We start from the raw sequence: 22,276 nt of genomic DNA on the forward strand, positions 1-22,276 counted from the left end.
CGCCGGGGGTATTCCTGGCGGTTTAGTCCAACGGTTTGGCGCGGCGGTTTACTATTGTCGCAATCATTCTGCCGTTCAGTGCAGAATTGATCTTGAGGTCTGCGCAAGCCTTCGCTAAGACGCGGCCAGTCAAGATCGTGCGGTCGTGGCGGAATTGGTAGACGCGCAGCGTTGAGGTCGCTGTTCTTTAACCGGAGTGGGGGTTCGAGTCCCCCCGACCGCACCACTTGACCCAACTCCTGTCTTTGGCATGGCTTGCGCGCCGCGTATCGCGGTTTTGTGTAATTGCGGCCGCCGCAAAATGCCCAAAATTGCTTGGGACAGAATCGCTCGGGTCGCGAAACAGGTCTCTGGAAATAGGAGACGGCAACACGGGACCACGCCCGATTTGCCAGAAAACTGCCTTGAGAAAGGCAAGTTCCCTGTGAAACGCCGGTTAATGCCCCGATTTTCCTGCATTTGCGCAAAAATTGCCTCTTTGAAATTGAAACTGTTGCAATATGCCTGACATATCGCTTTAGTCATAAGAAATGAAAGTGCAGGTCACCTGCCGGAACGATCAGGGAGATAAGGGTGGTTAAACAACCCCAGAACGACGGTTTCGTCGTCTTCGATCATGTGCAAAAAAGCTATGACGGGGAAACACTAGTTGTCAAAGATCTTAACCTTTCAATTGGTAAGGGCGAGTTTTTGACAATGCTTGGGCCATCGGGTTCGGGCAAAACCACATGCCTCATGATGTTGGCAGGGTTTGAAACGGCGACCAGCGGCGATATTCGCCTTGATGGCCGTCCGATCAACACGGTACCGCCGCATAAGCGTGGTATCGGGATGGTGTTTCAAAACTACGCGCTGTTCCCGCATATGACCGTCGGCGAAAACCTGTCCTTTCCGCTGGAAGTGCGCGGCATGGGCAAGGATGAGCGCGAAACCAAGGTCAAACGCGCCCTTGATATGGTGCAGATGTATGACTTCATCAACCGCCGCCCTGCCCAGCTGTCGGGTGGCCAACAGCAGCGTATCGCATTGGCCCGCGCCTTGGTGTTCGACCCCAGCCTTGTGCTGATGGATGAACCGCTTGGCGCGCTGGACAAGCAGCTGCGCGAGCATATGCAGTTTGAAATCAAGCATTTGCATGAAAGCCTTGGCATCACTGTGGTGTATGTAACCCACGACCAGGGCGAGGCGCTGACAATGTCTGACCGCGTTGCCGTGTTCAACGATGGCCGCATCCAGCAGCTTGCCCCGCCGAATGAGCTGTATGAACGCCCCGACAACGCCTTTGTCGCGCAGTTCATCGGTGAAAACAACAAACTGGAAGGCGTGGTCGAAAGCATTTCCGGCAATCAAGCCGAAGTGCGGCTGACCACTGGCGAGCTGATCGCCGCGACACCAGTTAACGTGACCAAGAAGGGTGAGAAAACACTTGTTTCCATCCGGCCCGAGCGCGTTGAGTTCAAGCCCGAAATGATGCCGTCGGGCGCACATATGATTGAAGCCGAAGTGCTGGAATTCATCTATATGGGTGATCTGTTCCGCACCCGGCTGCGCGTGGCCGGTCACGATGATTTCGTGATCAAATCGCGCAACACGCAGGGGCAAACCATGCTGCGCCCCGGCGAAAAGATTAAGATTGGATGGTCGCCCGCCGACGCGCGCGCCCTTCAGCCTTAAAACCTTTGGTCGCCCGGCGGGTTCTGCTCGTGCGGCCGAAACCATAAAAAAAGTTCAACAAGGAGAATGCCCTATGAAAAAACTACTTATCCTGTCCACAGCGCTTAGCACTTTTGCCTTTGGTGCGTCTGCACAAGAAGTCGTGCTGATGTCTTGGGGCGGCGCCTATGGCAAAAGTCAGACCGAAGCCTATCTGAAGCCGTTTACCGCTGAAACCGGCATCAAGACGACGATGGTTGACGCTGACAACCCTGCGACACCGGTGAAAGCCATGGTTGAGGCGAACAACGTCACCGTTGACGTGGTTGATATCGAATATGCCGACGCGATCCGCCTGTGCGACGAAGGCCTGCTGGAAACGCTTGATCCGGCAATCCTGCCTGATGGCGCTGATGGCACCCCTGCGATGGACGACTTTCTGCCCGGCGCTGTGACCGATTGCTCGGCTGCAACGATCGTGTTCTCGACCATGTATGCCTATGACACCACCAAATTCCCTAACGGTGGCCCAAAGACGATGGCCGATTTCTTTGACATCCAGAAGTTCCCTGGCAAGCGCGGCCTGCGCAAAGGTGCCAAGGCGAACCTTGAAATGGCTTTGATGGCTGACGGTGTGCCAGCGGCTGATGTTTATGCCACTTTGGAAACTGATGCCGGCGTAGACAAAGCCTTTGCAATGCTTGATAAAATCAAGGCAGACACTGTTTGGTGGGAAGCCGGCGCGCAGCCTCCACAGCTGTTGGCCGATGGCGAAGTTTCCATGTCGACCGCCTATAACGGCCGTATCTTTGCTGCGGCAGTAGCTGAAGGCAAGCCGTTCGAATCTGTTTGGGATGGCCAGGTGTATGAATATGACGTGTTGGCAGTTCCAAAAGGTGCCAAGAACAAAGACGTAGCGATGCAGTTCATCGCTTATGCTACTGGCACCCAGCGTTTGGCTGATCAGGCAAAGTACATCGCTTACGGTCCTGCACGTAAATCGTCTGGCCCATTGGTTGGTCTGTACGAAGATGGCAAAACCGAAATGGCACCTTACATGCCGACAAGTGCTGCCAACCTGACCAATGCTTTGGCATCCGACTTTGAGTTCTGGGCTGACCATGACACCCAGTTGAACGAGCGTTTCAACTCTTGGTTGCTGAACTGATTTAACAAATCAAAGGGGCGCCCATCGGCGCCCCTTTACCCCAAAGCCCCGCCAGAGGGCGCATAAATATCCAACCGACAGGACCAAATCGCCATGGCCTCTCCCGATATTCCCAACCAGAACGATGTGCTGCGCACGGTTGACGGTATTCCGCTAAAAACCGCTTTGGCGACAGCCTCACGTCGCGCACGTATCCGCGCCTTCCTTTTGGTTGTGCCGCTTTTGGTCTTTATTTTGCTGACATTTGCTGTGCCTATCGGGCAGATGCTGTCGCGTTCCTTTACCGATGATAAATTCTCGGCCAATATGGTGGAACTGGGCAAATGGTTTGATGCCAATGGCAAAGCGGCACCAGATGAGGCCGCCTATGCCGCCCTTGCGGCCGATCTGAAAACCTCGGCCGAAGACCGTAGCGCCGGCAACGTCGGTACGCGCATCAACTACGAACTTCCCGGCACGCGGTCACTGTTTACATCCGCGGCCCGCAAAGCCAGAAACCTTGAGCCCCCCTTTAAAGAGGCCATCCTTGCGCTAGACCCGCAATGGGCGCGCGCCGATCTTTGGGCGGCCATGCGCTCGGCCTCGGCCCCGGCGACGCTTAACTTTTATCAAGCGGCATTGGATCGCCAGATCGGCGCCGATGGTGAATTTGAAGCAGCCCCCGAAAACACCCAGATTTACGTAAAGCTGTTCATCCGTACTTTTGTGATGTCGATTGTCATCACCGGTTTGTGCCTGCTTTTGGGCTTTCCTATCGCGCATTTGCTGGCGATCTTGCCGCTGCGCCATGCCAGCTTGCTGATGATCCTTGTACTCTTGCCATTCTGGACCTCGCTTTTGGTGCGGACGACAAGCTGGATGGTTTTGCTGCAAACCCAAGGGGTTATTAACGATCTTCTGGTCTGGCTGCATATCGTGTCTGATGGCGGCCGTCTGGAGATGATGTATAACCAGACCGGTACGATCATTGCGATGACACATATTCTGCTGCCGTTCATGATCTTGCCGCTCTATTCGGTGATGAAGACCATTCCGCCATCTTATGCCCGCGCTGCGCGCAGCCTGGGTGCCACCAGCTGGACCACCTTCCGCCGTATTTACCTGCCGCAAACCATTTCGGGCATCGGGGCAGGGGGCATTTTGTGTTTTATTCTGGCCGTTGGCTATTACATCACGCCGGCCTTGGTTGGTGGTGCAGATGGTACGCTGATTTCCAACCAGATCGCCTTCCACATGCAAAAATCGCTGAACTGGTCGCTGGCTGCCGCATTGGCAGGGATGCTCCTGGTTGCCGTGCTCATCCTTTACTGGGCTTACGACCGGATCATCGGCATCGACAATATGAAGTTGGGGTAACTATATATGGCACTTCCTATTTACGCAGACCCGCTTGAGCGCGCATGGTACTACTCATACCGCGTGATCTGTGCGCTGATCTTTATCTTTCTGATTGCGCCTATCCTGATCATCATGCCGCTGTCGTTCAACTATCAGCCGTATTTTACCTTTAGCCCCGAAATGCTGCGGCTAGACCCTGACGCCTATTCGTTGCGCTGGTATGACAACCTGCTGACCTTTGGCATGTCAGCCCCCGATGCCTTGCGTGATAGCAGCTGGTGGTCGGATGTGTGGCACAATGCGAAATGGGTGCAGGCGGCGAAAAATTCGATCATCGTCGGGTTCTTTGCGACAATCGTTGCCACGGTTTTGGGCACCATCGCCGCGATGGGCCTGTCGCGCCCTGAAATGCCGTTTCGCAAGCTGATCATGGCGATCCTCATTTCGCCTATGATCGTGCCGATCATCATTACCGCTACGGGCCTGTTTTTCTTTTACTCGGACATCGGGCTGTCGGGCACCTATTTCGGCCTGATCATGGCGCATGCGACATTGGGTATTCCCTTTGTTATCATCACGGTAACGGCCACGATGATGGGGTTTGACCGCAGCCTGATCCGTGCCGCGCAAAACATGGGTGCGGGGCCTGTAACCACCTTCTTTAAAGTGCAACTGCCGCTAATCACCCCCGGCGTTGTTTCGGGTGGCTTGTTCGCCTTTGTGACCTCATTTGACGAGGTTGTTGTGGTGCTGTTCGTTGGTAGCCACGAACAACAAACCATTCCGCGCCAGATGTGGAACGGTATCCGCGAGCAAATCAGCCCCTCGATTCTGGCTGTGGCGACGATCCTTGTGATCTTCTCTATCTGCTTGTTGACTGTGGTCGAATTGCTGCGCCGCCGGTCTGAACGTCTGCGCGGGGTTACGCCGTCATAAACCGCGCTAAACATTCCAGAGATAGGGCCGGTGCAGCGTTCTGCCCCGGCCTTTTTTAAGGCCCGTCCCGCCAATTACGGCAAGACATGCAGCCAACCCCAAGCCGTGATGATCGTGCCCGCAGTGGCCAGCAAAACGGTCGAGGCCGCAACCCGTTTTGCCACGCCATACATATTGGCAAACAAAAACGCATTTACGCCCGGCGCCATTGCTGCCGTTATCACGGCCGAGCGCATCTGATCGGTGTTCAGGCCCAATGCGTGGCCCAACCCAAAGGTGATCGCCGGGTGAATAATCAAGGTCAGCAGGCTAAGATAGGCGATGGTTTTCATATCGCCTTCGGGCCTGTAGCGCAGCAAAACGCCGCCCAACCCGAACAAGGCTGCAGGAATCGCCGCCTTGACCATCATATCCACCGCCGAGGTGACGACGCCCGGCAAAGGCAACCCTGTCAGGTTGACGGCAAAGCCGCACAAGATGCCGATTACCAAAGGTTGGGTAAAGATCGATTTCAGAACCCGCTGCGCCAATGCCGCCTTGGCAAGTCCTTCGCCACGGCTGCGCACGATTTCCATCAATGTGATCCCGATACCGTAAAGAACCGGCGAATGGATGGAAATAATCGCATAGTTTCCCGCCAAAGCCTCGGCGCCATAGGCGCGTTCGGTGATTGGCAGGCCTAGTAGCAACGAGTTGGAAAAGCTGGCGACGAAAGCAATCGCAACAGCATCGGCAGGTGAGCGGTCAAACAAAAGCCGCGCGCCGAAATACCCCAAGGCCCCCGCTGCCAAGGCGCCGCTATAAAAACTGATCAACAGCGCAGGGTCATAGCTTTGGGCCAGATCAAGCTTGCTAACCGATCGAAACAGCAAAACCGGCACGGCAAAATTCTGGGCAAAGCGCATGATGCCATTAACCGCTGCAGCGTCTACGATCTTGCGCCATGCTGCGAAATAGCCCGCACCGATAATCAGGAAAACCGGCAGGATGACGTCTAGCAGGGCATTCATACGGGTGCGTCAATCTCTAGGATCATGCCATCAAAGGCGGGGGTGATATGGGGCGGCGTCTCGGCCTCGACCGTCGCGTAATCAAGGTCGATATGCATATTCGTCAGCACCGCCTGTTTGGGGGCCGCACGGGCGATCCATTCCAGTGTAAGGTCAAGATGCGCGTGGGTTGGATGCGGCTTGCGGCGCAGGGCGTCAACCACCCAAACCTCTAGCCCATCCAGCATTTTCCACGCCTTATCCGGAATTGCCACGACATCGGGCACATACGCCAGGCCGCCAACCCGAAAGCCAAGCGCATCCATAGAGCCGTGATCAACAACGAAAGGCTGCAACACCAGATCGCCGCCTTTGCCTGTCACAGTGACCGGCCCGTCCAACAGGTGCAGATCAAGGATCGGGGGGTAGGGCGAACCGGGAAGCTGCGAAAACACATATGCAAAGCGGTTGCGCAAGGCGGTTTGCGTGGATGTATCGGCCCAGACCGGCAAGCGCCCGTGCATGTTGAAAACAATCTGGCGCAGGTCATCGATGCCATGCGTGTGGTCGGCATGGGCGTGGGTAAACAACACGCCGTCCAATGTACCAACACCCGCATCCAGCAATTGTTCGCGCATATCAGGCGAGCAATCGATCAGCACGCGGGTGATGCCCGCATCGGTCACGCGTTCGACCAGCATGGAACAGCGGCGGCGGCGGTTTTTCGGGTTTTTCGGGTCACAGTCGCCCCAAAGCCCACCCAAGCGCGGCACCCCGCCGGAAGAGCCACAGCCAAGAATGGTAAAGCGGAGTTTCGCGGTCATGCTGCTTTGGCTTTCCAGAACAAACGGTCGAAATTGGCGCAGGTGGCGGCCGCGAAATCGGGTAGCGCCATGCCAAAAACCTCGGCCCCGACCTTGGCAGTGTGGGCCGTGTAGGCGGGTTCATTGCGTCGGCCGCGATGGGGTGGGGGTGCAAGATAGGGGCTGTCGGTTTCCAGCAAAATCCGGTCCAGCGGGGCGGCGGCAAAGATGTCGCGCAGATCGCCCGATTTGGGAAAGGCCGCGATGCCTGACATCGATAAGTAGAACCCTAAGTCGAGCGCCGCGCGCCCCAGTTCGGCGCTGGACGAAAAGCAGTGCATGACGCAGGTATAGGCGCCTTTGCGGTGCTCATCGGCCAAAATCTCGGCCATATCATCATCGGCGGCGCGGGCATGAATGATCAGCGGCAGTTTGGTTTCGCGCGCTGCGGTGATATGGATGCGCAGGCTTTCGCGCTGCATGGCTGCACTTTCGGCGGTATAGTGGTAATCAAGCCCGGACTCGCCAATGCCTATAAATTTCGGATGCTGGGCAAGGGCGACGAGCTGGTCGACGGTTGCCATCGGCTCGGTTGCCACGCTCATCGGGTGGGTGCCTGCGGCGTAAAACACCGACGGGTTTGCCTCGGCAATCGCGCGGACGGCGGGTTCGTTTTTCAACTTGGTGCAGATTGTGACCATGCGGGTCACGCCGGCGGCATGGGCGCGGGCGATAATCTCGGGCAGCTCGCCCTCAAAATCGGGGAAGTCGAGATGGCAGTGGCTGTCTACGATTTGCACAGGGTTGGTCATGGCTCACCTCTGGGCGAGCATTCCCGCCGTCTGATCTATCTGTAGAACCATATCCATGAGAAGCGCGGCAGGGTCAAGGTTTACGGCCCGGCCACGACGCGCGCGGTTGGCCAAACCTTGGGCCAGATCGGCCCAGCGGCGGGCGGCATCGGGGGTGGGTGACAGGCGGGCAATCAGTTCGGCCTCGCCCGGGGCGGCCTCGGGGGGGCAATAGCCAAGCGTGCCTGCGCGGGCAAGGCGGGCCAGAAACAGGTCGATCAGCATGAGCAGCAGGTCGAATTTTTCCTCATTGCCACGGCCTGCACCGATTTCGGCAAGGGCCTGCGCGCGGCCCCGGTCCAACCGTGGCATGGTGGCAAACAGCGAAACCAGCCCTGCATAAAGCTTCATCCCGTCAAGGCTCATAATCCGGATTGCTTCGCCCACAGACCCGCCCGAAAGCTCGGCCAAGGGCACGGGGTTTTCGGGGGCGTCACCCGTCACAGCCAAGGCTGTTGCCATATCAGCGGCATTCAAAGGGGCCAGTCGCAGCTCGCGGCAGCGCGAGCGGATGGTGGGCAGCAGTTTGGATGGCTGGTGGCTGATCAGCAGCAAGGTCACATTCGGCGGCGGTTCTTCCAGCAGTTTTAGCAGCGCGTTCGCGGCGGCGGTGTTCATTTCATCCACCGCGTCGATGATTGCCACGCGGCGGCCACCATCGGCCGAGGACAGCGAGAAATAGTTTTTCAGCTTGCGCACCTCATCCACGGTGATCATGGATTTCAGCTTGCGGGCGGTATCATCCCAGGCACGGCGCAGCAAAAACAGGCGCGGCTCGGACAGTGCGGCAAGCCGGTGCGAGACTGGGTGATCGGCGGGAATATCAAGGGTTTCCGGCGGTTCGGGGGCGAACATGCCGCCGTCATCTTCGGGCGTGGCCAGCAGAAAGCGCGCGATTTTCCATGCCAGCGTTGCCTTGCCAAGCCCAAGCGGGCCAGTGATCATCCAGCCGTGGTGCAGCTTGCCCGCGCGGTAGGCATCAAGGAATGCGGCCTCGGCTTTGTGGCGGCCAATCAGGGTGGTGGTTTCGCGCGGATGCGGCGCACCTGTCACCCGGTCGGGTTCGGGGCGGTCCTCAAGGGCGACTTTGGGTGCGCGGCTCATGCCAGTTTGGCCATGGCTGCGGCCAAGACATCGGCGGCGATGGCGGCGGGGTCACCCGCGCCGTCGATCACGGCAAAGCGGGGGTGCGCGGCGGCGAGGGCAAGAAAGCCGTCGCGCATACGAGCCTGCATGGCGGTGCCCATATCTTCGAACCGCAATTCCGAGCCTGCACGCGCGATGGCGCGGGAATGTCCGGTTTCGGCGTCAATATCGATCAGGATCGTCAGGTCGGGTTCAACGCCAATCATGCGGCTGTGCAAGTCATCGACCATCGCCCTCAAATCGGCCCCTGTGCCACGGCGAATGCCTTGGTACATGCGGGTGCTATCGGCAAAGCGGTCGGTGATCACCACCTCGCCACGCGCAATGGCGGGGCGGATGGTTTTTTCCAGATGGTCACGGCGGGCGGCGGTGAACAGCAATATCTCGGTTTCGGGCGACCAGCGATCAGGGTCGCCTTCCAGCACAAGACGGCGGATATCTTCGGCGCCCGGGCTGCCACCGGGTTCACGCGTCAGCAAAACGCTGTGACCCAGCCCGCGCAACGCCTCGGCCAGCAAACGCGCCTGCGTGCTTTTGCCCGAGCCGTCGATGCCTTCAAAGCTGATGAAAAGCCCCGCCTTGGTCAGATCAGTCGCAGCCATATTATGTGGCCGGTTCGGCATCGGTTAGAAAGCGTTTTTGCAAAACCAGCGCCGCTTGTTGTAAATGCTGCAAAAAGCCGGCCTGGCCAACGGCGGATTGGGTCAGCAAGGGGATGCGGCGTTCGGGCAATTCGGGCACGGTGATGATCAACTCGCCAACCTCGGCCCCTGCCGCAAAAGGGGCTTTCAGCGGGCCGGTATAGCGTACCTCGGCCTTAACCCCATCTTGCACAATCGCCGGGACCAGCATTGCCACATCTTGCGACGCGACCAACCCTACGGATTTGACAGACCCCAGCCAAACGTCAGCCTCGGTGATCGGATCGCCGGCTTTAACCACCGTTTTCAAAACGAACTGGCGAAAAGCCCAGCTCATCATACGGTCAGCTTCCTCGGCCCGTTCGTTTTCCGAGGCCATGCCGGACAGCACAAAGATCACGCGGCGGTCGCCTTGCTTGGCCGAGCCGACAAGGCCATAGCCTGCCTCTTCGGTGTGGCCGGTTTTCATGCCATCAGCGCCGCCGCCCAGTTTCAGCATTGGGTTGCGGTTGTGGCGGTTGGCGGGGGCGCGATCGGCGTAGTTGAATTCGGTCTCGGAGAAGATCGGGTAATATTCCGGGAATTCGGTAATCAGGCGCAGCGCCAGAATGCCAAGGTCGCGCATCGACATGCGCTGCCCCGGATCAGGCCAACCAGAGGCATTGGCGAATTGCGAGTTGGTCATTCCCAAAGCGCTGGCGCGTTCTGTCATTTGGCGGGCAAAGGCCTCTTCTGTGCCGGCAAGCCCTTCGGCGACGACAACACAGGCGTCATTGCCCGAATTGATGATGATCCCATGGATCAGATCACGCACTGTGGGGCGGTCACGTTCGTTCAAGAACATGGTTGAGCCGGCCATATCCTTGGCGCGGGTCGAGACGTTGAACGTCGTTTCCATTGACACGCGCCCGTCGCGCAGCGCCTCAAACAGCATGTTCAGCGTCATCAGCTTGGACATCGACGCAGGCGGCAAGGATTCGTCGGCGTTTTTATCCATCAACACCGTTTGGGTTGCCATGTCATAGACCCAGGCAGCCTTGGCCCGCGTTTCAAAGGCCTGCGCCTGCCCGATGAACGGCAATAGGGCAAGCACGCATAAAAAGCGTTTGAATAACATGGGTGGCTCCTTCAATTCTCAAATCCGCGAAGTTTCAGGGCGGCTATGTTTGGCGGCGGGTCCTTGGGGGGATTAGCGCGAAAGATAATAGGCGTCAGTAAAGCCCAACCCTTTGACCTTGGTCAATGTCGCATCACGTGCATTTGACGGCGCGGGGCCTGCAGTGACACGCCAGAAGGTTTTGCCTTGGCTGCTGTCTTTGGTTACGCTGGCTGCGATGCCAGCCTTCGTCAACGTGCTGGCGGCGCGGTTGGCGTTGGCTTCGACGCTGAAAATGCCGATCTGGATCATGGCCTTTCCGCTTGCCGCAGCCGGCTGTTGCGCCGGTTTTGCTGCGGGCGTGGCCGTGGGGGTTGCCGAGGCGGTATTTGTTATAGGCTGTGCATCGACCTTATCGAGCGCAGCCCCTGCCGCGGTAACCGCGCCCAATGACGATGTTTGCACGGCCTCATTGGCGTCAAGGATCGGGCGTGCGGCATCTGGCGTTTCGGCTTTGGCCTCTTCGCGGCGCAAGGCGGTTACGTTCAGCTTGGTCGGATTGCCTGCCAGAATATCCAAGGCGGCAGCGGCATCAGATGAAATCTGTAAGGCAGGACCGGGGTTCAAACGTTCACGCCGGAACAGGGCACCGATCACAAATTTGCCATTTGTCGGGTTGCGCAGAATAACGCGCTCGGGGTCTTTGGCATCGGGTGATGCGACCCAAACGCCCCCAAGCGACGGTCGGCCATCCCAAAGCGCCTCATCCGTAACCTGAAAAACCTGCGGCGCCTCGACATCACGATCAACCAGCCGCACCGAGGTTTCGGCAGGGGCGCTGTCTTGGGTCGAGTCGGGATTATCGTTGCTTTTAAAGGGGTTCATGCCACTTTGGCACGCGGAAAGGCCAATAGTTGCGGCCGATACCAGTAAAATCGTCTTAAATGTTGCCCGTACCATTCTTAGCCCTTACTGCTGCGCGAATTCTGTGTCGCGCTTGTTTTTTTGCCATCAAACTGATGGCCCGCTGCCCGAGAGGCGTAATTCTCTTTGTCGTATCATATAGTGGTGCTGCCCCGGTGGGAAGTGCCGGCCCGGCATTCGGCGGAAATTGGCAAGCAAAATGCCAAAGCGGGCGCGGGTGCCAATGGTGCACGTGCCGGAATGCCCGTGCTGCAGGTTGATCAGACGACCGGCCGCTGTGTTCGGGCAGGCGTCAACAACGGCACATAGGCGATCCAGACGCCAAATTTACGCCTTAGGTAGCAAGCGCTGGCAAGGTTCCAGCAGGTCAGGCTTGCCGCATATGCAATGGCTGCGCCGGTGGCGCCCAGTGTCGGGATCAGCAGAATGCTGGAAATCGTCGCCAAAACTGCGCTAGGGATGATGATGTTGCGCAAGGGCTTTTGCATGCGGGCCATGTTCATCAAAAAATCCGAAGGGCCGGTGATCGTGTTCACCAACTGGCCCGACAGCATGATCACCATCGGCAGATAGGCCGGTGCAAACGCGGGGCCAAAGGCCAGCACTATCAGCGGGCGGCCAAAGGCGATAAGCGCAACAATCAGCGGCATCACGGCCCAAAACATCAAACAAGAGGTGCGGCGGGCTAAACGCACCAGTTCATCCTGATCGCCTGCGGCATGCAGGCGGGCGAACATCGGGGTGGTGATAGCGTTGATCGACATCAGCACGAAAGAGGTCGTCGTGGCCAGCCGCAGCGCGATTGCCAACTGCCCTGTAGCTGCATGATCGGCCAAAATTGGGGTAATCAGCAGCCCAATACCGGTGACAACATAGGCGCCAATGGTGGAAAACAGCATCGGGGCCGAGTGGTGCAGAATTTCGGACGCGCTTGCGCCCGGCCGTTCGGGGGTGCCATCGGCGATGCGGCGCAGGTGGCGTTCAACCCAGGCAAAGCCCAGCAGCGCCGAAACGCCCAAGCCGCCAAGCAATGCCCAGAGTGCAACCATTGGCCCGCCCCCCAGTTGCACGCCGACCCCCAGCAAAGCAAGGTTCAGCACCGACGGCAGCACGATCAGGGCTGCGAAAGCGGGGATGTTTTCCAGCGCCCGCAGCGCCAACCCGGTCAATTCCGAAAACAGCCGCAGCGGTACCCCGACAATCGCGATGCCTAGCAGCAACCACGTGGGCGTGCCTGCTATGCCGTCCCTTAGAATGTTGCCAATCGGGTCGGGGAAAAGCCAAAGGGCCAGCCCAATGACGCCAGAGCCACACAAGCAGATCCTGATTATGCGGTAATAGCTGCGCCGCGCCGCCAGAACCGAGCCATGTTGAAGCTGCGTCGCTACAAAGAAATTCAGGCTGCTTGTCGTGCCAAAACCCGCCAATATCCCGCCAAATGTCATGATCGCGGTCAGCGAGGCGACGATGCCCACAGTTGATGCGCCATAGGTCTGCGCGGTGATCGACGTAATGGCGAAACTGGCAATCGTAAACGCTACACGCGCCAGAAACGCCGCCGAGGCGCCTTTGATGATGGCGCGCATCATTCGGCCCTTTCAGCAGGGCAGGATGTATCGGCCAGAACTGGTTTTACTGGCCAAGTGGTGGCATAGATCAGCGTGGTGGCAATAATCCAAACGCCGGCTTGGCGAAAGTTGATGAAAATCGCGGGGATATGCAGGCCCCAAACATAAAGCGCCACGATCAGGCCTGACATGCTGATGGTCAGCGGTACATAAGCCGTGTTGCCGCCCGCTTTGCCGGAACGCCAAAACGCCTTTAGCGCATGTACAAAAGGCAAACCGAACAGCAGCGCATAAAACCCCGCGCCAAACACGCCAAACCGCACCCAGATGTGATAGATCGCATGGTGTATCGACAAGGATTCGGCCACGCCATAGGCCTGCGTGCGCAGCAGCGCAAGCTTGGTCGCCGCCCCCGATCCGAACCAGAAATGCTCGGCTATATAAGCGCGGGCCTGTATCACATCGGTTTCGCGCCCAAAGTCTGAAACGGCAACTGTGCCTTGGCCCGCAAAACGCGCAAGCAGGGCCTCTGCCACGCCCGATTGCATGGCGAAAGCTGCAACAAAGGGCAGGGAAACAAACAGAAATGTCGCCATGCGCTGTTTGCTGCCAAAACCGGAAAGCGAAAACACAAAGAGCAGCAGGATCGTCGAGCCTAACACACCGCCGCGCCGCAGTGACGCAAGCAAGGCAAAGGTGGCCACGGCCGCCACCAGCCACCAAAACCAGCGACCAAAACGCGAAAGCTGCTTGGGCTGTTTTGACAAAATGACGCCCAAGGCAAGCGCCTGACCCAGCAGATACACCATCACGGATTCGTCTCCGCCAAAAAAGGCGGCGGTGCTGCCCGCGTAATTCGACGCATAGCTTTGCCAGAGAATAGAAAACCCAGCCCCCCAAGACAGCAGGCTTATGGCAAAATGCGCCAGCAACAGGCTGCCGATGGCATCACAGAAAAACTGCGGGTTCAGCCGCGCCAAGGGGGCAAGCAAAACCAAGCCAATAACCATGATTAGGGGCGAGCGGATCTCGGAAAAGGTCAGAATCTCGGCCAAAGCCGTGCCGTAGAACAGCGCAGTTGCGCCGCCAATCAAGATAAAAAGCATAAAGCCCGCGACGGCAAGCTTTATCGATTGCGGCAAGCCCTTGGGCAGGTCGCGCATGTGCAAAACCCGAATTGTCAGCGCGGCAAACAGCAGTTCAGGCGGTTTAATCCAGGCACCCGGCGACTCGTAAATCGTGTTGGTGATAAACGCGCCTTGGCGAAACCAAAGCGAAGCATCCAGAAATATTATCGCGGCAAGTACGGAAATGACCAGAAAACGCAGTGGCAGAAACAGCGGTATCAGGAACAAGACCAGCAATTCCCACCCGAGTGTTATCGCGGCAGATCCCGAAAACGCGACCAGTTTCGCCGAAAAAGCCAGCGCGAGCGCCCAGCCAAAGGCCAAGCCATCAAACGCAAGGCGCTGGGCGGCTGCGGCAGGGTCAGTCATGGCCGGCTTGGGGTGGTTCGGCCATCAAACGCACAAAGCTGTTCGATCGCGATGGGCCACGTTCCAACCGGCTGCGCAGGCGCTTGATGACGCGCGCCACAAATAAAAGCCGCGCCAAAAGCCAGTTGCGCAAACTGCAGGGCAGGCGGGCCCATGCCGGATAATGGCGGGCCATGGCATCAAAATGTTCCAGCCGCATGGCCGCATGATTGACGACCGACATGTTGTCGCCCGTCACCTTGAATGCCGCAAGCCGCAGGCGGATTTGGGCCACATTGACTTTATGGCGCACCAGCCTGACCCAGAATTCATAATCAAGCGAAAAGCGCGTATCTTCGGCAATCGGGCCGATTTTGTCATGCAGACTGCGCCGCCAAAAACAGGCCGGGTCGGCAAACAGGTTGTGGCCGTAAAGCACAACAAAGGGCGAATAGGCGGGTTCCAGATGTTCGCCCGCGAACTGGCCTTTTGCGTTTAGAAACACGATGTCGCCATAGACGAAATCGGCGGCGGGCTGATCGTGAAATGCGCGGTCAACGGCCTCTAGCGCGCCGGGCAGCAGGCGGTCATCGGCGTTTAGCCATTTGATGATTTCGCCGCCAACAAGGCCAAAGCCTTTGTTCACCGCGCCGGCCTGTTTGCGTTTATCGCCTTCAACCCAGCGAATGGCATCGCCGTAACCATCAAGCACCGCGCGGGTTTCGGGGTCGATATCATCGACCACCACCATCACCGCCACATCGTTTGCGCCAGCTGCGTTCACGCGGCGGCCGTTGATCTCTTGGCTCAGAATGGAATCAATGGCGCCGGGCAACTCATCCGGCATCATCCGCACCGGGATGACGATGCCAAAGCGCGGCTGTTCGGGGTTAGTTTTGTTCATAAACGCCCCCGCGGATCGTGCGGCGATAGACAATGCGCAGGACGTCGGCAAAAAAGATCGGGTTCAGCATATGGGCAAACTGTTTCAGCGTGGACAGAAACGAGGTGCGGTCGCGCTGCTTGGACAGAAAGGCCCACCAGAACACCTTGGCTGGCAGCTCGTAAGGGAAAGCCCCCGCCGGATCAAAGCCTTGGACCACAAGATCAGCATGGCCCAGTTTTGCAAGAATGCGGGTGATGCGCGGGTCGGTTTGGCCGAATTGCGCCAGATCAATGCCGCGCGTTAGCACAAGATTAACCGCGCAGGCATATTCTACCTTTTGATCGCGGCACATATCGACAAAGGCATCCAGCGTGCCGCGCTCTTCCATCAGGTCAAGATAGCGTTTGACCAGATAATAGGCCTCGATGGTAAAGCTTTTTTCGGGGAAGACAGTGTGAAACATCATCGCCGTCATTTCGGCATGTGGTTGCAAAATCGGGATTTTATAGCCTTCAATGTCGATGGTTTCCGTGAAATTGCGCATACGGCGGGGGTCAAGGTAGATGAAATAATCGGTAGAGGGCGCGACATAGCAGTCAATGTAATAGACGCCGCCCTTTTTGGTGGTGTCGGTCAGGCCGGTGCCGCCTTCTTCGATCAAGGTGGTTTGGCGGGGGGCGGTTTCCATCCACTTAAACCCGCCGTTTGGCGCGCAGAGGTGATCGACCAATTCCTGATGGCGGCGCGCCTCAAACGGGAACCAGTCGGTATCATTCGGGGTAGAGGCAAAAGGTTTGATCGATTTGAACAAAACCCAATCGCCTTTTGCCACCTCATCCAGCTTGCGGGCCAGTTTTACCACAACGCGGTCGGTTTCACGCCGCCGCGCCATAAGCGAGCCGTGCAATTCCAACGCTTTGGGGCCAAGCGCCACGCCGCGATTGACGCATTCATCCAGAAACAACAAACCAACGCGGCTTTTAAAGGCGAATTCGGTCGCATCCTCTAACATGTCAGCCTGCGGCGTCACTGTGCCTGCGCCGATCGGCCAGCCAATGGTTTGAAAGATAAGCCGCGAAGCTGCGGATTTTGTCATCATGTTGTATCGACTTTCAAGCTTTGCGGTCTCGTGCATTGTTCATGGCATTGCGGTAAGTGCTGTCTATGGCCGCATCAACGACCAGCGCGTCCACCAGTGATAGTGCGCGTTGTCGGGCGGTTGTGCCGAACCTTTGACGTGGGGTGTGCGGTGCGTCCAAAAGCTCTTTCAGGGCAAGGCTAAGGGCCGGGCCATCGCCTGGCGCGGTTAACAAGCCGTGGGTGCCATCCGTAATCATTTCAACCGCGCCGCCAGCCCGTGCGGCGATTGTTGCCGTGCCCGCAAGCAGGCTTTCGACAACGACGCCGGGAAAAGGGTCTGGCGTGACCGAGGCGTGAACCGAAATATCAGCCGCGCGCAGCAAATCGGGCACATCGCTGCGCACCCCCAGACATACGATGCCTGCGGCCCGTGCTGCCTCTGTCACCTGTTGCAGATAGGTTTCTTTGGCCTCTACCTTGCCGCCGACCAGCGCGAAAACCGTTGTCTCACGCAATGCACTCGGCAAGAGAGTGACGGCTTGAATGAACACATCCTGCCCTTTCCACGGCTCTATTCGGCCAATCATCAGAACCAGCTTGTCGCTTGGGGCAAGGCCTGTGGGGCGGGGCGCACAAAGGGTCGGGTCGCGGTTGTCGGCGATCAGTTTGGCATTGCCGAGATCATGGATCACCAACGCAGTGTGGCCCCGGATAGGGTATGGAAAGTAGTGGTCGCGCACCGCCTGCGAGACCGAGATGGACATAGTTGCAACTGCCCCAACAACACGGGCAAAACCGCGCCGCATCCAGTTGCGGGCTACAATCATGCGCAGATGCCAAACAACCGGAATGCCCCGCATACGCGCTGCCAAGGCGGGCACGAAATCATAAAGGTCGTTCACATGCACAATCGCAGGGCGTTCCCGCCCAAAAAGACGCCAGAAAAACCAAAGGCTTGCAGGCGCTGCAAGGGCGAGCCACAGCAAGCCGACAACGCCTTTGCTGACTTGCGGGCGTACGAAAGGGTGGTGGATGACCGGAATGCCCGCGCGTATATATTCTTCAATAACAGAGGTTTGCAGGCGGAGCGCCACAACAACCCTATAGCCGCCATCAGGCCGACCAAAATCGCGCATGTGCTGCGCCATCATTGCCAAAACCTTATCGGCCCCGCCGATATCAGAGTTATTGGCATGGACATAGATCACCAGCGGGCGATTGGTTTCGGCGTCAATCCGGGCCAGCAGCCAATCACGGTTGGTCGCAATCGGCAGGGTGCCGTCACGGGTTTCAAAGCCGAAAGCCTGGGCAATCGCCTCGTAATAGCGAAAGCGCAGGCGCAGATAGTCGATGTCGAAAATATCATTCTTGCGCTGAACCGAGACCTCGGGGGCGACGCGCAAAAACACGCGGACCTGCGGTAGCGGCAGTTTGGCCAGCCAGCTTTGCGCAAGTGCCACAACTTTTTCAGGGGGCCACCCCAAAGTCAGCCCGACATTTATAACAACATCAAACAGATAGCGGTCTGCGACAATTGTGGTTGCGCCGCGCGACCGCCAGCGTTTTACCGCGATTTGCAGCCGGTAATCTGCCCAAACCAACGCCAGATACAGCTTTACCGCCCAAGCATATTTTGCCGCAAGCGCCGTTTTGCGGGCGATCTCGGCGGCGTAATCGACGCGCTGCGAGGCGGTCCCGGGCCTTGGCAGGCCTGTTTTGATTGCGCCGCGCCGTGCCCAAGCCAGTTTCAGTATTCTGCGCACCGGGGCCATCACAAAGCTTTCGGCGCCAAGCCAGACCATCCGGGCCGTGCCGCCGCGCGCGCCAAGGGCCGACACGACAGCCTCGGCAAGGCTGGTTTTGCCGCTGCCATCCGTCCCGATGATGCAGATCAGATGCTGCGTCATCGGGTTTGCTCGAATGCAAGCAGGCGGGCAGTGATATGATGGGCGTTCAATCTGTCGGGCAGGCCTTGCGGGCGATCGGTTAGGCCGCTGCAAATCACGTCCTCGACCGATTGTGCAAAGGCGTCGCCCTCTGCAAAATGTACCCCTGCAACCCCGGCCAGCGCCTCGGGCAGGGCGCCGAAAGGCGTTGTAACGACGGGCAGGCCACAAGAAACCGCCTCAAGCACGCTGAGCGGTAGTTCAATAGCGCCTTGCGACTGCGGCGGCGGTGGAAACAGATAGAGGTCGGCAGAATGGTAAACCTCGGCGATAGAGGCGACAAACCCGCGATCAATCCAAATGCCCGCGGCTTGCAAGTCGTTGAGAAGGCTATCTTCGGGTTCAAAATAGGGGCTGGCGACGACGACAATTTCAATGCGGTCGCCCAGTTTGGCCTTGGCCTCGATTAACCGGTCAAGCCCGCGCGTTCGGCGCAAATGGCCGACATGCACCGCAATCGGCACTTTGCGCCCGGCAAGGTCTGGCGCCCGCAGCTCTGGCCATCTTGTCGCGCCTTTGCTTTTCAGGCGTTCGGGCGGAATGCCGATAGGTTGTTCGATCATTGCGGCGTCACAAGCAACGGTTTCCAGATCGGCGCGCAAGCGGTTGCAGATCACCGCATGGGCCGTGCGCCTACCCATTAGCCAACGTGGGCAGCGTGCAAGATCGGGGCGCGTGGCCAGCCAAACGATACGGGTTGACGAGAAAATTCGCAGGATAAGGCTTGCCAACACGGTGCGCGGCCCCGGTCCGTGCGTAAAAACCGTCGTCGCGGTGGGGGACATCAGCAGTCGCGGCAGATGCAACAACAGATGTGACGGCGGCACTAACCGCACTTTCCGCCCAGCCGCGCGCAAATCGTCGATCAAGGTTTTCGACACCACGTTGATACCCTCGGCGGGGGTCTCGTAATACTCGGCGACAACTGTGATCGGGGGGCTTTGGGTCAATGAAATATCCTCAGCCAATCACGCCGAACGCGCCGGTTCATCTGAATCAACAGCCGTTGACGCGATGTGGGGGGGCGCGGGCAATCGCGCCGCTGCACAGCAGGCAATAGCGGCATGCCGGGGCCAATTCTGCGCCATTGGCCGTTGCCTTGGTAAATCCGGGCATAGCGGTGCTTGCTAAGAATGGTTCTGATTTCCCAATGGTCATGTGGGCCGCTCGGACGGTCATCAAACCAAAGCCAATAGCCGCCGTTGGTTTGGCCTGTATCTGTATCGATATGGTGCAATATGACGGATTCGCTGGCCAAGAGCTTTTGAAACGCGCTGACCCCTGTGCTTGGTCCGACGATCACAGCCTCATCTGCAAGACGCAACAGCGCAAGGTCATCTATGTGGTCCGTCAGCGCGATCACATAAGACGCTTGTGGTCCTAGCCAAGCCGAACAGGCCGCAGCTTTGCGCCCGGCAAGCAATTCCTGCCAATCGCGACCGGCGGGGAAAGGCGTGGCCAAACAATCGGTTGCGCCGATCTGTTCGGCCAAAGCGCGGGCATAGACATCGGGTGCGGCGGTGGCCAGAACGATCTGGGCGCCGCTGGCCCTATAGGCATCAAGGGCGGCCAGCACGGGCTGCGACAAGGTGGCATTCAGGCGGCAAAGCGTGGCCTGTACAACGCTGTCCTGCCACGTTTGCGGCTGGCGCGAAAACCAGATCAGAACCCGCTTTTTCAGGCCCGCATGGCCGCCCGATAACCGCCCCGCGCTGCGTGCCAGAAACCGAAGGCCAAGCGAAATGCGCTGGCCAAGACTGCCCTTTGCCCAAGCAGTGACAAGGAAGACGTGAAACGAATTGTCCAGAACCAGCGTTCCGTCCAAATCGCAAAACACGACTCTCTTGTGCAAGGCTGCTGCCATATTCAAAAGTCAGACTCCGCGAAAATCCAGGGACCAAGGAAAGCGACACAATGTGTCGCGAAACAGAATAACATCGGGATAAAATGCGGGGCTGGGCCGGGTCTGCGTGATGACTGCGGTTGTGATCGACACATCTTGCGGCAAGGCGTTGCGCAGGCTGGTGTAAACACAGGCCAAGGTTGCGCCGCTATCGACCGCGTCATCCACGATTAGCACATGGCGCAGGCGCTGTGCCGCAACGGACTCGGCAACAAATGCCACATCGGCAAGCAGTTGGGCACTGGGTTGCCGAAGGGACGTCGGAGTCTTTGTCGCGCGGCGCGCAAGCTGTCGATCCTCGATCCGGCGAATGCAATTGGAAATGCTGTAAGGCATGGCCCGCAGCGCAGCTTGCAATACAATCTGCAATACAGGCAATCGTTTCGCCTCTGTGCCCGGGCGGCGCATGGCGCAGGAAAACACCGGCAGATTTAAGCTATCTTTAAGCTTTTCGGCGCATAAAAGGCCACCGCTGGCAATTCCAACAACGGCATCCGGCGCGGGGCGGCTCTGTGCGACTTGTTTCCACAGGGCCAACATGGCCCGTCCAAGCTCACCATCGTCAAAGGTGATGACCGGTTTGATAAATGGCGCGCGCGGGTGGTCGACCACAGTAAGCATGCCTCTTTAATAAAGAAATCAGTACAACCCTTAATGGCATTCACTTGGGTGCTGTGCAACTGAAAAGAGTGTTTGCGCGGATGGGCCGCTAACGGAGCGTCCGGTGCTGTCGGCATAAATTAAGGGATGGGCATTAGACATTTTGCGAGGCGCTGTCGGGGGGTATCCGCGGCAGCCCTTTGCAGTTGAATTCATCGGAGAACTGACATGTCAAACCCTTTTGCAAACCGTACACTTTCGCTGAGCGGCCCCGCCACCGACATCATGCCGGTAACGCCGAACAATAGCGTCGATCTGGTCCATGTCGCCCTTGCGCTCTATGTCGAAACCGGTGGTGCGCTTAGCTTTGTTACCGTTGCCGGGGCAACCAGAACGGTTGTTGTCGCCAATAATTCCATTCTTCCTGTCGGTGCCAGCCGCGTCCTTAGCACGGGCACGACTGCCACAGGCATTCACGCTTTGGTTCTCGCATGAGGGTGGATTATTCCATCGGGGTAACGACCCCGGCAAAAAGCCGCCTGAACGGCCCGCCAACAGCGCTTTTCACCGCGGGCGTCACGGGTTTCCTATTCGACCCGTCGCAGATTTCGACACTGTTTCAGGATGCGGCCGGCACGATTCCGGTGACGGCCACAAACCAGCCGGTCGGGCGCATCAATGATATTTCGGGCAAAGGAAATCACGCGGTGCAGGCCACCGCATCGGCACGCCCCTTGTACAAAAACGATGGCAGCAAGCATTGGTTGGAATTTGATGGCATCAACGATCATCTGACAACACCGGCCATAAACTGGGCCAGTCTTCAGGCGACAATCGGCACCGGCCTGCGCAAAAACGCAGATACACGTGCAACAGTCATCGATGGTGAGGGCGCACCGCGCCTTACCATTGAGGCACCGGGTCCGTCAGGCACCGACTTTGCGGCGTTCCTGTGGTCGTCTTTATCGGTGAATGCGACCGTTCGCCATATTGCCGCAGCCCCGGTATCGGGTGTTCTGGTTGCCGATTTCGACATGTCAAACCGCAAGGTCCGGATGTCCGCAAATGGAGGAACAGCGCTTTCGGCGACGGCGGCCAGTGGCAGTGATACCTTTTCCACGGGTGTCGTCTCAATTGGCCGCCGCACTGGATCGGCGCAATATCTGAATGCCAGAGTTTACGGGCTGGTCGGTATCGGCCGACTGCTGACACCGGCAGAAACGACGCAGATCACCGCGTTTTTGAACGCAAAAACCGGCGCATTCTAACGCAA

21 protein-coding genes and 1 tRNA gene are annotated in these 22,276 nt (G+C 58.1%); 7 read left to right on the forward strand and 15 right to left on the reverse strand.

Annotated features, from left to right (window positions below):
- The first annotated feature begins 139 nt into the window (after nucleotides 1-139).
- The 5 genes from AKU79_RS09200 (at nucleotide 140) to AKU79_RS09220 (ending at nucleotide 5,095) form a co-directional block, all read left to right on the forward strand.
- Nucleotides 140-226, forward strand: a tRNA-Leu gene (locus AKU79_RS09200).
- A 347-nt stretch (nucleotides 227-573) separates the two neighbouring features.
- Nucleotides 574-1,674, forward strand: a complete 1,101-nt coding sequence (locus AKU79_RS09205) for an ABC transporter ATP-binding protein (RefSeq protein ID WP_050523290.1) — start codon at nucleotides 574-576, stop codon at nucleotides 1,672-1,674.
- Nucleotides 1,675-1,747: 73 nt separating this feature from the next.
- The gene (locus tag AKU79_RS09210; RefSeq protein ID WP_050523500.1) at nucleotides 1,748-2,821 is read left to right on the forward strand and encodes an ABC transporter substrate-binding protein; all 1,074 of its coding nucleotides are present in this window, start codon (nucleotides 1,748-1,750) and stop codon (nucleotides 2,819-2,821) included.
- Nucleotides 2,822-2,914: 93 nt separating this feature from the next.
- Nucleotides 2,915-4,177 carry an ABC transporter permease gene (locus AKU79_RS09215; RefSeq protein ID WP_050523291.1) on the forward strand — a complete coding sequence of 421 codons (1,263 nt, stop codon included), beginning with the start codon at nucleotides 2,915-2,917 and terminating at the stop codon, nucleotides 4,175-4,177.
- A 6-nt stretch (nucleotides 4,178-4,183) separates the two neighbouring features.
- Nucleotides 4,184-5,095 carry an ABC transporter permease gene (locus AKU79_RS09220; RefSeq protein ID WP_050523292.1) on the forward strand — a complete coding sequence of 304 codons (912 nt, stop codon included), beginning with the start codon at nucleotides 4,184-4,186 and terminating at the stop codon, nucleotides 5,093-5,095.
- A 74-nt stretch (nucleotides 5,096-5,169) separates the two neighbouring features.
- On the opposite strand, the gene AKU79_RS09225 is transcribed toward AKU79_RS09220, so the two are convergent.
- The 15 genes from AKU79_RS09225 to AKU79_RS09295 form a co-directional block, all read right to left on the reverse strand.
- Complete coding sequence (locus tag AKU79_RS09225) at nucleotides 5,170-6,105, reverse strand: AEC family transporter (protein ID WP_050523293.1); 936 nt, start codon at nucleotides 6,103-6,105, stop codon at nucleotides 5,170-5,172.
- A complete protein-coding gene (locus AKU79_RS09230; RefSeq protein ID WP_050523294.1) occupies nucleotides 6,102-6,908 on the reverse strand; it encodes an MBL fold metallo-hydrolase in 807 nt (268 codons plus the stop codon). Before AKU79_RS09230 ends, AKU79_RS09225 begins: the two co-directional genes overlap by 4 nt.
- Nucleotides 6,905-7,699 carry a TatD family hydrolase gene (locus AKU79_RS09235; RefSeq protein WP_050523295.1) on the reverse strand — a complete coding sequence of 265 codons (795 nt, stop codon included), beginning with the start codon at nucleotides 7,697-7,699 and terminating at the stop codon, nucleotides 6,905-6,907. Before AKU79_RS09235 ends, AKU79_RS09230 begins: the two co-directional genes overlap by 4 nt.
- A 3-nt stretch (nucleotides 7,700-7,702) precedes the next feature.
- The gene (locus tag AKU79_RS09240; protein WP_050523296.1) at nucleotides 7,703-8,842 is read right to left on the reverse strand and encodes a DNA polymerase III subunit delta'; all 1,140 of its coding nucleotides are present in this window, start codon (nucleotides 8,840-8,842) and stop codon (nucleotides 7,703-7,705) included.
- Complete coding sequence (gene tmk / locus AKU79_RS09245; RefSeq protein ID WP_231580136.1) at nucleotides 8,839-9,507, reverse strand: dTMP kinase; 669 nt, start codon at nucleotides 9,505-9,507, stop codon at nucleotides 8,839-8,841. The genes AKU79_RS09240 and tmk overlap by 4 nt, the downstream gene beginning before the upstream one ends.
- Nucleotides 9,488-10,642 (reverse strand): D-alanyl-D-alanine carboxypeptidase family protein, encoded by a 1,155-nt coding sequence (locus tag AKU79_RS09250; RefSeq protein ID WP_050523297.1) that lies wholly within the window; start codon nucleotides 10,640-10,642, stop codon nucleotides 9,488-9,490. The genes tmk and AKU79_RS09250 overlap by 20 nt, the downstream gene beginning before the upstream one ends.
- Nucleotides 10,643-10,714: 72 nt before the next feature.
- Complete coding sequence (locus AKU79_RS09255; RefSeq protein WP_231580137.1) at nucleotides 10,715-11,506, reverse strand: SPOR domain-containing protein; 792 nt, start codon at nucleotides 11,504-11,506, stop codon at nucleotides 10,715-10,717.
- Nucleotides 11,507-11,805: 299 nt separating this feature from the next.
- Complete coding sequence (locus AKU79_RS09260) at nucleotides 11,806-13,134, reverse strand: lipopolysaccharide biosynthesis protein (RefSeq protein ID WP_156209620.1); 1,329 nt, start codon at nucleotides 13,132-13,134, stop codon at nucleotides 11,806-11,808.
- Entirely contained in the window at nucleotides 13,131-14,609 is a 1,479-nt protein-coding gene (locus tag AKU79_RS09265) for an O-antigen ligase family protein (RefSeq protein WP_050523300.1), read from the reverse strand. Before AKU79_RS09265 ends, AKU79_RS09260 begins: the two co-directional genes overlap by 4 nt.
- Complete coding sequence (locus tag AKU79_RS09270) at nucleotides 14,602-15,492, reverse strand: glycosyltransferase (protein ID WP_050523301.1); 891 nt, start codon at nucleotides 15,490-15,492, stop codon at nucleotides 14,602-14,604. The genes AKU79_RS09265 and AKU79_RS09270 overlap by 8 nt, the downstream gene beginning before the upstream one ends.
- Complete coding sequence (locus AKU79_RS09275; RefSeq protein WP_050523302.1) at nucleotides 15,479-16,573, reverse strand: hypothetical protein; 1,095 nt, start codon at nucleotides 16,571-16,573, stop codon at nucleotides 15,479-15,481. Before AKU79_RS09275 ends, AKU79_RS09270 begins: the two co-directional genes overlap by 14 nt.
- 13 nt (nucleotides 16,574-16,586) lie before the next feature.
- Nucleotides 16,587-18,461, reverse strand: a complete 1,875-nt coding sequence (locus AKU79_RS09280) for a glycosyltransferase (RefSeq protein ID WP_050523303.1) — start codon at nucleotides 18,459-18,461, stop codon at nucleotides 16,587-16,589.
- On the reverse strand, nucleotides 18,458-19,450 hold the full coding sequence (locus tag AKU79_RS09285; protein ID WP_050523304.1) for a glycosyltransferase: 993 nt from the start codon (nucleotides 19,448-19,450) through the stop codon (nucleotides 18,458-18,460). Before AKU79_RS09285 ends, AKU79_RS09280 begins: the two co-directional genes overlap by 4 nt.
- Nucleotides 19,447-20,325 carry a haloacid dehalogenase-like hydrolase gene (locus AKU79_RS09290; RefSeq protein ID WP_197087266.1) on the reverse strand — a complete coding sequence of 293 codons (879 nt, stop codon included), beginning with the start codon at nucleotides 20,323-20,325 and terminating at the stop codon, nucleotides 19,447-19,449. The genes AKU79_RS09285 and AKU79_RS09290 overlap by 4 nt, the downstream gene beginning before the upstream one ends.
- Before the next feature lie 48 nt (nucleotides 20,326-20,373).
- The gene (locus tag AKU79_RS09295; protein WP_050523306.1) at nucleotides 20,374-21,024 is read right to left on the reverse strand and encodes a phosphoribosyltransferase; all 651 of its coding nucleotides are present in this window, start codon (nucleotides 21,022-21,024) and stop codon (nucleotides 20,374-20,376) included.
- 207 nt (nucleotides 21,025-21,231) lie between these two features.
- Between AKU79_RS09295 and AKU79_RS09300 the strand changes: the two genes are divergently transcribed.
- Together AKU79_RS09300 and AKU79_RS09305 are read left to right on the forward strand one after the other, a co-directional pair.
- Nucleotides 21,232-21,498 carry a spike base protein, RCAP_Rcc01079 family gene (locus AKU79_RS09300; protein WP_050523307.1) on the forward strand — a complete coding sequence of 89 codons (267 nt, stop codon included), beginning with the start codon at nucleotides 21,232-21,234 and terminating at the stop codon, nucleotides 21,496-21,498.
- Nucleotides 21,495-22,271 (forward strand): hypothetical protein, encoded by a 777-nt coding sequence (locus AKU79_RS09305; protein WP_050523308.1) that lies wholly within the window; start codon nucleotides 21,495-21,497, stop codon nucleotides 22,269-22,271. The genes AKU79_RS09300 and AKU79_RS09305 overlap by 4 nt, the downstream gene beginning before the upstream one ends.
- The last annotated feature ends 5 nt before the right edge of the window (nucleotides 22,272-22,276 follow it).

The organism is Pseudorhodobacter wandonensis (assembly GCF_001202035.1).
In the GTDB taxonomy this organism is placed as follows: domain Bacteria; phylum Pseudomonadota; class Alphaproteobacteria; order Rhodobacterales; family Rhodobacteraceae; genus Pseudorhodobacter; species Pseudorhodobacter wandonensis.